Below are 13,717 nucleotides of genomic sequence, written 5' to 3' on the forward strand. Positions count from 1 at the left end.
CTGCGGCGGGTACCCATCACCGCCAAACCGCTGCGTGCATGGCACGGACGCCGGGAACCGGGCGCGCAAAGCCGTTGGCAGGATCAGGCGGACAGGGCGCTCTGCGCAGCGACATAAAGGAGGGGGGCCGGCGCAGCCGGCCCGGGGGACAGTCGCGGAGCAGAGTGCCCTGTCCGCCTGATCCCGAGACCAAGCAGGCGCCAAAAGCGCAACAAGAGAGTGTCAGTGCGCCTTTTCCCAGTTAGGCCCCACGCCCACCTCGGCCAGCAGCGGCACCTTGAGCTCGGCCACACCGGCCATCAGGCGCGGGATCTCGGTCTTGAGCCAGTCCACCTCGGCATCGGGCACCTCGAACACCAGTTCGTCATGCACCTGCATGATCATCCGGGTCCCGCGCTTCTCGTCGTCCAGCACCTGCTGCACCTTGTTCATGCTGAGCTTGATCAGGTCGGCGGCCGTGCCCTGCATGGGCGCGTTGATGGCGGCGCGCTCGGCACCGCCTCGGCGCGGGCCGTTGGGTGAGTTGATCTCGGGCAGGTACAGGCGACGGCCAAACACCGTCTCCACGTAGCCCTTGCTCTTGGCCGACAGGCGGGTCTCGTCCATGTAGGTCTTGACGCCGGCAAAGCGCTGGAAGTAGCGCTCGATGTAGTTCTTGGCCGCCGTGTTGTCGATGCCCAGGTTGCGCGCCAGCCCGAAAGCGCTCATGCCGTAGATGAGGCCGAAGTTGATCACCTTGGCATAGCGCCGCTGCTCGCTGCTGACCTGGTCGGGCGGCACGCCAAACACCTCGGCGGCCGTGGCGCGGTGCACGTCCATACCCTCATGGAACGCCTTGACCAGCGCCTCGTCGCCGCTGATATGGGCCATGATGCGCAGTTCGATCTGGCTGTAGTCGGCGCTGGCAATCACGCTGCCCGCTGGCGCCACAAAGGCCTCGCGCACGCGCCGGCCTTCGGGCGTGCGGATCGGGATGTTCTGCAGGTTGGGGTCGTTGCTGGACAGCCGGCCCGTCACGGCCACGGCCTGCGCGTAGTGCGTGTGCACGCGCCCGGTGCGCGGGTTGGCCAGCTGGCCCAGCTTGTCGGTGTAGGTGCCCTTGAGCTTGGACAGGCCGCGGTGCTCCAGGATCTTGGCGGGCAGCGGGTAGTCCTCGGCCAGCTTCTCCAGCACTTCCTCGTCGGTGCTGGGCGCGCCGCTCGGGGTTTTCTTGACCACGGGCAGGCCCAGCTTGGTGAAGAAAATCTCGCCGATCTGCTTGGGGCTGCCCAGGTTGAAGGGCTGGCCGGCCAGCTCGTGCGCCTCGGTCTCCAGCGCCAGGATGCGCTGGCCCAGTTCATGGCTTTGCGCGGCCAGCGTGGGCGCGTCGATCAGCACGCCGTTGCGTTCGATGCGGTACAGCGTCTCGCTGCTGTGCATCTCCAGCTCGTAGACATAGCGCAGCTTCTCGTCCTTCTGCAGCTGCGGCCACAGGGCCCGATGCACGTCCAGTGTCTGGTCGGAGTCTTCGCACGAGTATTCGGCCGCCTTGGCCACATCGACCTGGCTGAACGGGATCTGGTGCGCGCCCTTGCCGCACAGGTCTTCATAGCTGATGCCGCTGCGCCCCAGGTGGCGCTCGGCCAGGCTGGCCAGGCCGTGCGGCTTGTGGACCTCGAGCACATAGCTTTGCAGCATGGTGTCGTGGGCGTAGCCCCGCACCTCGATGCCATGGTTGGCGAACACATGGCGGTCGTACTTGATGTGCTGGCCCAGCTTTTTCTTGCTGCCGTCTTCCAGCCAGGGCTTGAGCCTGGCCAGCACCTCGTCGAACGGCAGTTGCTGCGGCGCGTCCGGGCCTGCGTGGCGCAGCGGAATGTAGGCCGCCTCGCCCGGGGTCACGCTGAAGCTGATGCCCACGATCTCGGCGCGCATTTCGTCCAGCGAGGTGGTTTCGGTGTCCACGGCCGCCAGCCCGGCGGCCTGCAGGCGCGCCAGCCAGGTGTCCAGCAGCTCCCAGCTCAGGATGGTGTCGTACTTCAGGTTGCTGGCGGGCGAGGCGCTGGTGGGCAGCGGCTCGTCGAACAGGCCGGGCGCGCTGCCCGCGCCACTGTGCTTGTGCGCTTCGATCTGCTCGGGCGGCACCTCGTGGGCCAGCAGCGTCTTGACCAGGCCCTTGAAGCCATAACGCTCGCTGAAGGCCATGAGGGCCTCGCTGTCCTGCCCGCCAATCGAGATCGCGTCCAGCGCCGGCAGGCCCGCCACGTGCCCGGCCAGGTCGCAGTCGGTCTTGATCGTGAGCAGCTCGCGGCCCCTGGGCAACCAGCCCAGCGCGTCGCGCAGGTTCTGGCCCGCCACGCCCTTGATCTCGTCGGCGCGCGCCACCAGCGCGTCGAGCGAGCCATATTCGAGCAGCCACTTCACCGCCGTCTTGGGGCCGACCTTGGGCACGCCCGGCACGTTGTCCACCGCATCGCCCACCAGGGTCTGGTAGTCCAGCATCAGGCTGGGCGGCACGCCGAACTCGGCCTGCACGCCGGCGATGTCGCGGCGCCGGTCGTTCATGGTGTCGATCACCGTGATGTGTTCGTTGACCAGCTGGCTCAGGTCCTTGTCGCCGCTGGAGATGATGACCTCGATGCCCTGTTGCGCCGCCACATGGGCCAGCGTGCCGATCACGTCGTCGGCCTCCACGCCGGGCACGTCCAGCACCTTCCAGCCCAGCAGCTTCACCACCTCGTGGATGGGCGGGATCTGGCTGCGCAGGTCGTCGGGCATGGGCGAGCGGTTGGCCTTGTACTCGGGGTACAGCGCGTCGCGGAAGGTCGGGCCCTTGGCGTCGAACACGCAGGCCGCGTAGTCGGCCCGCACGTCCTTGCGCAGCTTCTGCATCATGTTGATCATGCCGCGGATGGCACCGGTGGCCGGGCTCGTGGGGTCCCCCGGCACCGCGCGCAGGTCGGGCATGGCGTGGAAGGCGCGGTACAGGTAGCTGGAACCGTCGACCAGGAGCAGCGTGCGGGAGGCGGTGTCTGACATGTGGGGGCGTTCGTTTGCGGTCAGGTGGGGCGTGTGAGGGGTGCCTGCCAGTTTAATCCGGGCTCCGGCGCGCGCTTGCGGCCCGGGCCATCGCCGTGGAGGTTACCGTGGCGGTTGCCGTGCCGGGCGCGAACCGGCTGCCGCCGCGATTTCCTACAATGAGCGCCATGCGTGCCCTCCTTTTTTTCGCCCCGATCCTGGCTTGCGCCGCCCTGCCCGCCCTGGCTGCAGACCCAAAAGCCCTGGAGTCCAGGACGGGCGGCCCTGACGCGCTACAAAAACAGGAGCAACTGGAAGGCCGCCGCAACCAGCAGATCGAGCGCATCCGCGTCGAGGACGCGGGCGCCCGCGTGGACGAACTGCGGGTGGGCGGTGAGACGCAGAGCATCACCGTGCAGCCCAAGAATGGCCTGCCCGAGTACGAAATGCAGCCCACCGACGGCGCCCGCGCGCGCGTGTTCGCGCGCGACGGCCTGAGCGGCGCCCAGGGCCAGCGCGTCTGGAACGTTTTCAAATTCTGAGCCGCGACTGACCCATGGCTGTATTCACCGACGTGTCGGCCGACCAGGCCCAGGCCCTGCTGAGCCAGCTCAATCTGGGCGAACTGCGCGAGCTGCGCGGCATCGAAGGCGGCATCGAGAACACCAACTACTTCGCCTTCACCAGCGAGGGCGAGTATGTGCTCACGCTGTTCGAGCGCCTGACCTTTGAGCAGCTGCCGTTCTACCTGCACCTGATGAAGCACCTGGCGCAGCGCGGCATCCCCGTGCCCGACCCGGCCGCCAACCGCGACGGCGACATCCTGCACACCGTGTGCGGCAAGCCCGCGGCCGTGGTCAACCGGCTGCGCGGCAGGAGCGAACTGGCTCCCACCGAGGCCCATTGCGCGGCCGTGGGCACCATGCTCGCGCGCATGCACCTGGCGGGCCGTGACTTCAACCGCAGCCAGCCCAACCTGCGTGGCCTGCCCTGGTGGAACGAAACGGCGCCCGTGGTGCTGCCCCACCTGGACGCGCCGCAGGCCGCCTTGCTGCAGGCCGAGGTGGCCTTCCAGAACCATGTGGCGGCCAGCTCGGCCTATGCCGCGCTGCCGCGCGGGCCGGTGCATGCCGACCTGTTCCGCGACAACGTGATGTTCGAGGCCGGCGAGCTCACGGGTTTTTTTGATTTCTATTTCGCGGGCGTGGACAGCTGGCTGTTTGACATGGCCGTATGCCTGAACGACTGGTGCGTGGACCTGGCCAGCGGCGCCCACGCCCCGGCGCGCGCCAGTGCCTTCCTGCAGGCTTATGCGGCCGTGCGCCCGCTGGCCCGCGCCGAACGCCAGCTGCTGCCGGCCCTGCTGCGCGCGGGCGCCCTGCGCTTCTGGATTTCCCGCCTGTGGGACTACCACCTGCCGCGCGAAGCCTCGATGCTCACGCCGCACGACCCCACGCATTTTGAGCGCGTGCTGCGCCAGCGCATCGCCCAGCCGGTGCAGGCCTGACCGGGGCCCGCCCCGGCGCGCTGGCCCGCGTTAAATTTGTCACGCGCCGGGCCTCAGGCGATACTGCCCCGATACTGCGCGGTAAGGAAACCTGCCTCCAAACCGACTTTCCTCACGTATATCGAATGAAACTCAACATTGTTCCCGCACGCACCGGCATCTCATGGGTCAAACTTGGCATCCAAACCTTCCTGCGCCAGCCGCTGGCGCTGTCGGGCCTGTTCTTCATGTTCATGGCCGTGATGTCGATCGCCACCATGGTGCCGCTGGTGGGCAGCGCGCTGGCGCTGGCCCTGCTGCCGGCCGCCACGCTGGGCCTGATGGCCGCCACGCGCGAAGCCAGCCGCGGCAAGTTCCCGATGCCGTCCATCCTCATGACCGCCTTTCGCGCGGGGCAGCAGCGCCTGCAGGCCATGCTGGTGCTGGGCGCGCTCTATGCCATGGGCTTTCTCGCGGTCATGGGCATTTCGGCGCTGATGGACGGCGGCAAGTTCGCGCGGCTGTACCTGGTGGGCGGGCAGATGACGCGCGAGCTGGTCACGGCCGACGATTTCCAGCGCGCGATGTGGCTGGCCATGGCGCTGTACCTGCCACTGTCGCTGCTGTTCTGGCATGCGCCGGCGCTGGTGCACTGGCATGGCGTGTCGCCCGTGAAAAGCCTGTTCTTCAGCCTGGTGGCCTGCCTGCGCAACTTCAAGGCGTTCACGCTGTACGGCCTGATGTGGGTGGCGGTGTTCATTGGCGGCGGCATTGTCATCACCAGCATCGCCGCGCTCACGGGCAGCCCCCAGTTCGCGGGCGTGGCCATGGTGCCCACGGCACTGATCATGGCCGCCATGTTCTTCACCTCGGTGTATTTCACCTTCTGCGACAGCTTCGTTGCGGACAATGACCCCCTCAATCCCGGAGAAACCCCATGACACAGCACATCCTCCAAGGCCGCACCGAAGAAGAAGTCCTCTGGTTCCAGCGCCGCAGCTTCATTCAGGCCGCCGCCGCCTGGACCGCCATGGGCGGCTTTGCGACGGCCCAGGCCCAGCAGCGCAGCAACATCGTCGAGCTGCGTGGCGACGCGCTGATCAACGGCGACAGGCTGCGCCCGCAGCAGGTCATCCAGACCGGTGACTCGCTGGAAACCGGGCCGGGCTCCAACCTCGTGTTCGTGATCGGCAATGCCTCGTTCCTGGTGCGCCAGAATTCGCGCATGACCGTGGAGCGCGGCCCCACGCTCAATGCCGTGAGCCTGCTGCGCATGATCACCGGCGCGGTGGCCAGTGTCTGGGGCAAGGGCCTGAGCCGCCAGATCGTCACGCCCACCATCACCGCGGGCATCCGCGGCACCGGGGTGTACACCGAGGTGTTCCCGGCGCAGAACTACCGCAGCTACTTCTGCAACTGCTACGGCACGGTGGACATGGGCGCCGGAGCCGACCGCGTCGTGAGCCAGGCCGACTACCACCAGTCGTTCTGGGGCGAGGCCGAACCCAAGAACGGCCACCTGCTGACGCCGGCCAAGGCCATCAACCACACCGACGAGGAAATGGAATTCCTGGCCCGGCTGGTGAACCAGAAAACCGCCTGGCAGATCGCCGGCAAGAAGGGCGTGAAGGACGGCATGGGCTACATGGACAGTGGAGCCTCCCACACCCACCCGGCCATGAACATGCCCGAGACCCGCTGAAGCTGCCCCGGCCCGCGGCCAGCAAAAAAGCCCCGCAACGCGGGGCTTTTGTTTGCGCGGCCGGCGGCTTACTTGTTTTTGGCCTTGTAGTCGGCGATGGCCTTGGCGAGGTCTTCGTACTCCTCGCAGGTCTTGTTGCCACAGATGGTTTCGAGCTGGGCCAGGTGCTTTTCGGCCTCGGCGGGCTTCTTGTCCATCAGGTAGGCCTCGCCAATGTATTCGTGGGCGCCACGGTGTTTGGGGTCGAGCTTGAGCGCCGTGTTGTAGTGCTCGAAGGCCTTGGCCAGGTTGGGCGTGGCGCGCTTGCGCCAGCTGTAGCCCAGCAGGTTGTGCACGTCGGCATTGCGCGGCTCGATCCGCTCGGCGGTGTTGAGTTCGGACATGGCGCGGTTCCAGTCCTTGGCCTCGATGGCCTTGCGGGCCGCGGCCAGGCGCTCGGCCACCGAGGGCGGCGCGGGCATGCTGGGGTTGCTGCCGGGGGTGTCGGCGGCCTGTGCGAAGGTGGCTGCGGCGGCCAGCGCCACCATGAGGTACTTGAGCTTCATCGGGATCTCCTGGGTAAAACGGATAAACGCGCCAGACCCGCAAACGGATGCAGGCTACAGCGGCCCGCCGCCCATGCCCTGCAGCCGCGCGGCCATGGCGATAAGTTTGTCACGGACTTCACCCATCAGGAAGTCGCGCGACAGGCCCGAGCCCGGCCCCCCGCAGTTGATGGCCATCACGTCGCCACCGCCCGGTGGGTGGAAGGCCACGGCAATCGCGCTCACGTCCTTCTGCCATTCGCCAAACGAGGTGCAGCAGCCCTTCTCGCGGTACTCGGCCAGGGCGCTCTGGATGCGCGCCTGGGCCTGCGGCCACAGCAGCGGGTCGTGGGCGCGGATGCGCTCCATGAGCGCGGCGCGCTGGTCCTCGCTGCACACCGCGAGGTAGGCCCGGCCAATGGCCGACGAGGCCAGCGGCAGGCGCGCGCCCACCGTGAGGCTGAGCGTGAGGGCGGCGTCGCCACGGCAGGTCTCCACATAGATCATGCGCAGCCGGTCACGCATCCCCAGCGCCACCAGGGCGCCGCTGCAGTCGGCCAGCTCCTGCATGTAGGGCCGCGCGAGCTGGCGCATGTCCATGCGCGCGATCATCGCGCTGCCCAGCGCGAGCACGGCGCTGCCCAGCTTGTAGCCCGGGGCGCCGCTGGCGTCCTCGGTGTGCTCGAGGTAGCCGTGCTTGACCAGGGTGTAGGTCAGCCGCGAGATGGTGGACTTGGGCAGGCCGCAGCGGCGCGCCAGCTCCTGGTTGCCCAGCATGCGGTCGCGTGAGCGGAAAGCGCTGAGCACATCCAGCCCACGCGCGAGCGCGGTGACAAAGTGGCGGTCTTCCTTGGCGGCGGCGGGCATTTTCGGCATTCCGTCAAGTGGAACATATTCACCTTAAAAGTCAATTGCCCCAATGAGGGATTGATCTTGCATTGCAGAACAAGAGGACGGCAGGGTTGGCCCGCGCAAAATCGGGACAATAGCGCCCCATGAACGACGTCACTTCACGCCCTCCCCTGCCCGACCACCTGTCCGTCGACCCGCGCAGCCCGCACCATGTGGCCGCGGTGTTCGAGCACGACGTGGGCATCCGCCTCAATGACAAGGAACTCACCAACGTGGAGGAGTACTGCATCAGCGAAGGCTGGGTCAAGGTGCCGGCCGGCAAGACGCTGGACCGCAAGGGCAACCCGCTGCTGATCAAGCTCAAGGGCAAGGTCGAGGCGTTCTACCGCTGAGCGGACACCGCAGCCCGGAACGCACGGCATGCGCTTGAGCAAGACCACGCCCATCCTGCGGATCTTTGACGAGGCCCGGGCGCGCGAGTTCTACATCGGCTTCCTGGGTTTTCGCGTGGACTGGGAACACCGCTTCGAGCCCGGCCTGCCGCTGTACCTGCAAGTCTCGCGCGACGGCTGCGTGCTGCATCTGTCCGAACACCACGGCGACGGCAGCCCGGGCGCCGCGCTGCGGATCGAGACCGACGACATCGACGCCCTGCAGGCCCAATTGCTGGCCAAGGCCTACCCCTATTCGCGCCCGTCGGTTCAGGACATGCCTTGGGGCACGCGGGACATGTCGATCGCCGACCCGTTCGGCAACCGCCTGACCTTCACCAGCGCGATCAGCGCCTGAGGCCCGCTGGCTCAGGTCACGGGCGTGAGCTTGGCCACGCTGAGCGCGAGCCACTTCACGCCGTGGCGCGAAAACTTGATCTGCGCGCGCGCGTCGTCGCCCGTGCCTTCCAGCGTGAGCACCGTGCCCTCACCGAACTTGGTGTGGAACACCTGCATCCCCGAACGCAGCCCATGGGCGGGCGCGGCCTTCTGCGGCGGCACCGGCGGGCTGGCGAACGACTCCGCCGGCCGGCCCCAGGCGCCGCCACTGCGCGGCTGGCCGCCATAACCCCCGCCTGACTGGGGCGCAAAGCCGAAGCCCGAGCCAAAGCCCTGGTTCCTGGGCGTGATCCATCTGAGCGCGGCCTCGGGCAGTTCGTCAAAGAAACGGCTCTTGATGTTGTAGCGGGTCTGGCCATGCAGCATGCGCGTCTGCGAATGGCTCAGGTACAGGCGCTTGCGCGCCCGCGTGATGGCCACGTACATGAGCCGGCGTTCTTCCTCCAGGCCCTCGTAGTCGTTCATGGAGTTTTCGTGCGGGAACAGCCCCTCCTCCATGCCGGTGATGAACACGCAGTCAAACTCCAGCCCCTTGGCCGAATGCACGGTCATGAGCTGGATCGCGTCCTGGCCCGCCTTGGCCTGGTTGTCGCCGGCCTCCAGCGCCGCGTGCGTGAGGAAGGCGGCCAGAGGGCTCAGGGTTTCGCCGGTCTCGGGCTCCACAAAATCCGTTCGGCCTGAGCCTGTCGAAGACCCGGCGGGCCCTTCGACGGGCTCCCGGCGAACGGCAGGCAGGTTCGGGTCCAGCCCCTGGCTCACTGGCGACTGGCTCAGTGGCGCCGCGCCGCCCAGTTCGTCCACGGGCAGGGCCACGGCATCGCGGCCAAAGCCCTCCTGCATCACAAAGCTCTCGGCGGCGTTGACCAGTTCACCCAGGTTCTCGACGCGGTCGGCGCCCTCGCGCTCGGCCTTGTAGTGCTCGATCAGGCCGCTGTGGTCCAGCACCAGCTCGATGATGTCGCGCAGGGTCATGGCCTGGGTCTGCTCGCGCAGCACGTCAACCTTGGCCACAAAGGCGCCCAGGTTGGCGCCGGCCTTGCCCGGCAGCGTGCTCACCGCGTCATGCAGCGAGCAGCCCGCGCTGCGCGCGCCATCCTGCAGCTGCTCGATGCTGCGCGCGCCAATGCCGCGTGGCGGGAAATTCACCACCCGCAAGAAGCTGGTGTCGTCGTTGGGGTTCTCCAGCAGGCGCAGGTAGGCCAGCGCGTGCTTGATTTCGGCGCGCTCGAAAAAACGCAGGCCGCCATACACGCGGTACGGCACGGCCGCGTTGAACAGCGCGGTCTCGATCACCCGGCTTTGCGCATTGCTGCGGTAGAGCACGGCGATCTCCTTGCGCGAGAAGCCGGGCTCGGTGCCGTTGTCGCGCACCAGGTGGCGCATTTCCTCGACCATCCACTGCGCCTCGGCAAAGTCACTGGTGGCTTCATACACGCGCACCGGCTCGCCGGGGCCCTGGTCAGTGCGCAGGTTCTTGCCCAGCCGCGTCTTGTTGTGGCTGATGAGCTGGTTGGCCGAATCCAGAATGTTGCTGTAGCTGCGGTAGTTCTGCTCGAGCTTGATCTGGTGCTGCACGCCAAACTCGCGCACGAAGTCGGCCATGTTGCCCACGCGCGCGCCGCGAAAGGCGTAGATGCTCTGGTCGTCGTCGCCCACGGCCAGCACCGCCCCACCCTGGGTCGCGGCGTCCACGCTGGCCGGGGTGCTGAGCATCTTGATCCACGCGTACTGCAGCTTGTTGGTGTCCTGGAACTCGTCGATCAGGATGTGGCGAAAGCGCCGCTGGTAGTGCTCGCGGATCGGGTCGTTGTCGCGCAGCAGTTCGTAGCTGCGCAGCATGAGCTCGCCAAAGTCCACCACGCCCTCGCGCTGGCACTGCTCTTCATAGAGCTGGTAGATCTCGACCTTCTTGCGGCCTTCCTCGTCGCGCACCTCGACCATGTTGGGCCGCAGGCCGTCTTCCTTGCAGCCGCTGATGAACCACTGCGTCTGCTTGGCCGGAAAGCGCTCGTCGTCCACGCCATGCTGCTTCATCAGCCGCTTGATGGCGCTCAGCTGGTCCTGGGTGTCCAGGATCTGGAAGCCCTGGGGCAGGTTGGCCAGCTTGTAGTGGGCGCGCAGGAAGCGGTTGCACAGGCCGTGGAAGGTGCCGATCCACATGCCGCGCACGTTCACGGGCAGCATCGCGCCCAGCCGGGTCATCATCTCCTTGGCGGCCTTGTTGGTAAAGGTCACGGCCATGACCCCGCCGGGCGAGATCTGGCCGGTCTGCAGCAGCCAGGCGATGCGGGTGGTCAGCACCCGCGTCTTGCCCGAGCCCGCGCCCGCAAGGATGAGCGCGTGCTCGGCGGGCAAAGTCACCGCCGCGCGCTGCTCGGGGTTGAGATTTTGTAAGAGTGGGGACTGCGCGGCGACTTCTGAGAACATACAGGCATTGTAGGAAGTCGCAAATGCATCCCAAGTTGAAACCCATGACGCTGGTGCTCGCCCTGGCCGCGCTCGCTTCGCCCTGGGCGGCCCTGGCCCAGTCCTTCTGCTCCAGTGACGGCCAGCCGCGGCCCGTGGGCCTGGTCGAGCGCTTCATCAACGCCGATTGCGCCAGTTGCTGGACCGATGCGCAGACCCCGGTGCCCCAAGGCCGGCAGGTCGCGCTGGACTGGATCGTGCCGGGCCTGCGCGGGGACGACGCGCCGCTGTCGGCCGCCAGCCGGCGCGACGGGCTGTACCGGCTGCAGGCGCTGCAGCGGGCCACGCCGCTGCAGTCCGATGTGGCCACGCAGGCCGCCCCCCGCCGCCAGAAGCCCCTGCGCGTGGCGCATGGCATGGCGTTCAACGGCTATCTGGCCGCCTCGATCGAGATGCGCCCGCGCAGCCGCGGCCCCTGGACGGCCTGGCTGGCGCTGGTGGAAAACGTGCCCGCCGGCACCGAGGGCACGCCCGTGGAGCGCAATCTGGTGCGAAACACGCTGCAGTCCACGTGGGACGGCCCTTTGCCGCTCTCAAAATCAGAGCACAAGCGCTGGATGGAGTCGCGCCCCATGCAGTTGCCCGAGGGCACCAACCCGCAGCGCCTGCGCGTGATCGGCTGGGTGGAAGATGCCCAAGGCCGCATACAGGGTATAGCGCAATCCGCATGTGTGCAGACACCCTGAGCGGGTAAACTCAGCCACCGGGCCCAAGTTTCTTGCGCCCGGTTTCTTTTTGCCCGCATCGGCAACAAGGCCGGCCAAGCCAAGCGCTCTCCCTGTTCATTCAACAGTCTTCTGGAGCCTGGTTTTCAAATGGAAATTTTCGACTACGACAACGTATTGCTGCTGCCGCGCAAGTGCCGCGTGGACAGCCGCTCCGAGTGCGACGCCAGCGTGACGCTGGGCGGCCGCCAGTTCCGCCTGCCGGTGGTGCCGTCCAACATGAAGACGGTGGTGGACGAGCCGATCTGCACCTGGCTGGCGCAGAACGGCTACTTCTACGTGATGCACCGCTTTGACCTGGACAACGTCCAGTTCGTCAAGGCCATGCACGCGCGGGGTTGCTACGCCTCGATCTCGCTGGGCGTGAAAAAGCCCGACTACGACACGGTGGACCAGCTCGTGGCGGCCGGCATCACGCCCGAGTACATCACCATCGACATCGCACACGGCCACGCCGACAGCGTGAAGAACATGATTGCCTGCCTCAAGGACAAGCTGCCCGGCAGCTTCGTGATCGCGGGCAACGTGGCCACGCCCGAGGCCGTGATCGACCTGGAGAACTGGGGCGCCGACGCCACCAAGGTCGGCGTGGGCCCGGGCAAGGTCTGCATCACCAAGCTCAAGACCGGCTTTGGCACCGGCGGCTGGCAGCTGAGCGCGCTCAAGTGGTGCGCCCGCGTGGCCACCAAACCCATCATTGCCGACGGCGGCATCCGCAGCCACGGCGACATTGCCAAGAGCATCCGCTTTGGCGCGAGCATGGTGATGATCGGCTCGCTGTTCGCGGGCCATGAAGAGTCCCCGGGCCAGACGGTGGAGCTGGACGGCGCGCGCTACAAGGAGTACTACGGCAGCGCCAGCGACTTCAACAAGGGCGAGTACCGGCACGTGGAGGGCAAGCGCATCCTGGAGCCCATCAAGGGCAAGCTGGCCGAGACCCTGACCGAGATGGAGCAGGACGTGCAAAGCTCGATCAGCTACGCGGGCGGCACCCGGCTGATGGACATCCGCAAGGTCAACTACGTGATTCTGGGCGGTGACAACGCGGGCGAGCACCTGCTGATGTGAGCGCGCGCCCGGTCACGCGCCTGGCACCGCGGTGCCAGCCGGGTTTCAAGCCTTTCAGGGCTGGAGTCCAGGATTGGCGGCCACTTTCAGCTATCAAATAAATAGCAAATCGCAGGCCAGCCGGTGCAACCGGTGGGCCGGATCGACCAGCGCCTCGAGCACGCTGAAGTGGTTCAGGCCCGGCAGCGCCTCGCACACCGGCACGGCGTGCTCGCCCCAGGCCTGGCGGATCAGCTGGTTGTGGCGCAGGAACTCGGCGCTTTCGTCAGCCCCGGCCACGGTGAAGAGCCGGCCGTTGCGCGGCGCCGGCATCCTGGCCGGGCTGGCGCGGCGCGCGTCGTCGGCCGTCAGGCGCAACGAGTCCTGCAGGAATGGCGTGAAGCGCAGCGGCTCCAGCTCAAACAGGCCCGAGATCGACAGGCCCCGGGCCACCAGGTGGGCCGGCAGGTCACGCGCATGGCTGCGCCAGCGGCAGGCCATGAGCATGGCGGCCAGGTGGCCGCCGGCCGAATGCCCGGCCACGGTGATGCGGCTGGCGTCGCCGCCAAAACGCGCAATGTGGCGGTGGGTCCAGGCCAGCGCCCGCACCATCTGCAGCGCAATGTCGGGAATGGTCACGGCCGGGCACAGCGCGTAATTGGGAATGACCACGCAGGCCCCCTGCCGTGTGAAGGCAGGGGCCACGAAGGAATGGTCGGATTTGTCGAGCGAGCGCCAGTAGCCGCCGTGGATGAACACCAGCACCGGCGCGCCGGCGGAGGCCGCGGGCTGGTTGTCGGAGCGGCCCGCGGGAAAGACGTCCAGCGTCTCGCCCGGCCCGTCGCCGTAGGGCAGGTCCAGCGTGCACGGCCCCTGCTGGCGCACGGCGGCCGATTCGGCGGCCCAGCGGCTGAAATACTGCGCGTGGTCGGGCACCAGCGCGCGGTTGTTGTACATGCGGTCAAGCCATGCGGGGTCGTAACGGGCCATTCAGAACTCCTGGAAAGCAGCGGCGGGAACAGCGCCGCATCTTGGCACAGCCCGGCCTTGGGGATCACCCCGACTGACAGCGCGGCTCCATTCGTGTA

General features: G+C 67.4%; 13 protein-coding genes. 8 read left to right on the top strand and 5 right to left on the bottom strand.

The window, feature by feature from the left end; all coding sequences use genetic code 11:
- Nucleotides 1–222: 222 nt before the first annotated feature.
- A complete protein-coding gene (gene polA, locus KF796_16605) occupies nucleotides 223–3,018 on the bottom strand; it encodes a DNA polymerase I (GenBank protein ID MBX3588257.1) in 2,796 nt (931 codons plus the stop codon).
- A 167-nt stretch (nucleotides 3,019–3,185) separates the two neighbouring features.
- Between polA and KF796_16610 the strand changes: the two genes are divergently transcribed.
- The 4 genes from KF796_16610 to KF796_16625 all read left to right on the top strand — a co-directional run bounded on the left by KF796_16610 (nucleotide 3,186) and on the right by KF796_16625 (nucleotide 6,185).
- On the top strand, nucleotides 3,186–3,539 hold the full coding sequence (locus KF796_16610; protein ID MBX3588258.1) for a hypothetical protein: 354 nt from the start codon (nucleotides 3,186–3,188) through the stop codon (nucleotides 3,537–3,539).
- 14 nt (nucleotides 3,540–3,553) lie between these two features.
- Nucleotides 3,554–4,504 (top strand): homoserine kinase, encoded by a 951-nt coding sequence (locus KF796_16615; GenBank protein MBX3588259.1) that lies wholly within the window; start codon nucleotides 3,554–3,556, stop codon nucleotides 4,502–4,504.
- 125 nt (nucleotides 4,505–4,629) lie between these two features.
- Nucleotides 4,630–5,424: a hypothetical protein gene (locus KF796_16620; GenBank protein MBX3588260.1), complete on the top strand. Its 795-nt coding sequence runs from the start codon at nucleotides 4,630–4,632 to the stop codon at nucleotides 5,422–5,424.
- Entirely contained in the window at nucleotides 5,421–6,185 is a 765-nt protein-coding gene (locus tag KF796_16625) for an iron dicitrate transport regulator FecR (GenBank protein MBX3588261.1), read from the top strand. The genes KF796_16620 and KF796_16625 overlap by 4 nt, the downstream gene beginning before the upstream one ends.
- A gap of 68 nt (nucleotides 6,186–6,253) precedes the next feature.
- On the opposite strand, the gene KF796_16630 is transcribed toward KF796_16625, so the two are convergent.
- Nucleotides 6,254–6,730 (bottom strand): tetratricopeptide repeat protein, encoded by a 477-nt coding sequence (locus KF796_16630; protein MBX3588262.1) that lies wholly within the window; start codon nucleotides 6,728–6,730, stop codon nucleotides 6,254–6,256.
- Nucleotides 6,731–6,784: 54 nt separating this feature from the next.
- Entirely contained in the window at nucleotides 6,785–7,585 is an 801-nt protein-coding gene (locus tag KF796_16635; protein ID MBX3588263.1) for an IclR family transcriptional regulator, read from the bottom strand.
- Nucleotides 7,586–7,704: 119 nt separating this feature from the next.
- Between KF796_16635 and KF796_16640 the strand changes: the two genes are divergently transcribed.
- Nucleotides 7,705–7,953 carry a DUF3297 family protein gene (locus KF796_16640; protein MBX3588264.1) on the top strand — a complete coding sequence of 83 codons (249 nt, stop codon included), beginning with the start codon at nucleotides 7,705–7,707 and terminating at the stop codon, nucleotides 7,951–7,953.
- A 28-nt stretch (nucleotides 7,954–7,981) separates the two neighbouring features.
- Nucleotides 7,982–8,350, top strand: a complete 369-nt coding sequence (locus tag KF796_16645) for a VOC family protein (protein ID MBX3588265.1) — start codon at nucleotides 7,982–7,984, stop codon at nucleotides 8,348–8,350.
- 11 nt (nucleotides 8,351–8,361) lie between these two features.
- On the opposite strand, the gene KF796_16650 is transcribed toward KF796_16645, so the two are convergent.
- Nucleotides 8,362–10,818, bottom strand: a complete 2,457-nt coding sequence (locus tag KF796_16650; GenBank protein ID MBX3588266.1) for a UvrD-helicase domain-containing protein — start codon at nucleotides 10,816–10,818, stop codon at nucleotides 8,362–8,364.
- A 44-nt stretch (nucleotides 10,819–10,862) separates the two neighbouring features.
- On the opposite strand from KF796_16650, the gene KF796_16655 reads away from it, so the two are divergent.
- Both KF796_16655 and KF796_16660 read left to right on the top strand, forming a co-directional pair.
- Nucleotides 10,863–11,543, top strand: a complete 681-nt coding sequence (locus KF796_16655) for a hypothetical protein (protein ID MBX3588267.1) — start codon at nucleotides 10,863–10,865, stop codon at nucleotides 11,541–11,543.
- A 129-nt stretch (nucleotides 11,544–11,672) separates the two neighbouring features.
- Nucleotides 11,673–12,650: a GMP reductase gene (locus KF796_16660; GenBank protein MBX3588268.1), complete on the top strand. Its 978-nt coding sequence runs from the start codon at nucleotides 11,673–11,675 to the stop codon at nucleotides 12,648–12,650.
- A gap of 93 nt (nucleotides 12,651–12,743) precedes the next feature.
- On the opposite strand, the gene KF796_16665 is transcribed toward KF796_16660, so the two are convergent.
- Nucleotides 12,744–13,619, bottom strand: a complete 876-nt coding sequence (locus tag KF796_16665) for an alpha/beta hydrolase (protein MBX3588269.1) — start codon at nucleotides 13,617–13,619, stop codon at nucleotides 12,744–12,746.
- Nucleotides 13,620–13,717: the final 98 nt, after the last annotated feature.

Source organism: Ramlibacter sp. (genome assembly GCA_019635435.1).
In the GTDB taxonomy this organism is placed as follows: Bacteria; Pseudomonadota; Gammaproteobacteria; order Burkholderiales; family Burkholderiaceae_C; genus JAHBZM01.

Coding starts and splice junctions, on each gene's coding strand:
- polA (MBX3588257.1), bottom strand. CDS start 3,018: ATGTCAGACACCGCCTCCCGCACGCTGCTCCTGGTCGACGGTTCCAGC.
- KF796_16620 (MBX3588260.1), top strand. CDS start 4,630: ATGAAACTCAACATTGTTCCCGCACGCACCGGCATCTCATGGGTCAAA.
- KF796_16625 (MBX3588261.1), top strand. CDS start 5,421: ATGACACAGCACATCCTCCAAGGCCGCACCGAAGAAGAAGTCCTCTGG.
- KF796_16660 (MBX3588268.1), top strand. CDS start 11,673: ATGGAAATTTTCGACTACGACAACGTATTGCTGCTGCCGCGCAAGTGC.
- KF796_16650 (MBX3588266.1), bottom strand. CDS start 10,818: ATGTTCTCAGAAGTCGCCGCGCAGTCCCCACTCTTACAAAATCTCAAC.
- KF796_16645 (MBX3588265.1), top strand. CDS start 7,982: ATGCGCTTGAGCAAGACCACGCCCATCCTGCGGATCTTTGACGAGGCC.
- KF796_16630 (MBX3588262.1), bottom strand. CDS start 6,730: ATGAAGCTCAAGTACCTCATGGTGGCGCTGGCCGCCGCAGCCACCTTC.
- KF796_16665 (MBX3588269.1), bottom strand. CDS start 13,619: ATGGCCCGTTACGACCCCGCATGGCTTGACCGCATGTACAACAACCGC.
- KF796_16635 (MBX3588263.1), bottom strand. CDS start 7,585: ATGCCGAAAATGCCCGCCGCCGCCAAGGAAGACCGCCACTTTGTCACC.
- KF796_16610 (MBX3588258.1), top strand. CDS start 3,186: ATGCGTGCCCTCCTTTTTTTCGCCCCGATCCTGGCTTGCGCCGCCCTG.
- KF796_16615 (MBX3588259.1), top strand. CDS start 3,554: ATGGCTGTATTCACCGACGTGTCGGCCGACCAGGCCCAGGCCCTGCTG.
- KF796_16655 (MBX3588267.1), top strand. CDS start 10,863: ATGACGCTGGTGCTCGCCCTGGCCGCGCTCGCTTCGCCCTGGGCGGCC.
- KF796_16640 (MBX3588264.1), top strand. CDS start 7,705: ATGAACGACGTCACTTCACGCCCTCCCCTGCCCGACCACCTGTCCGTC.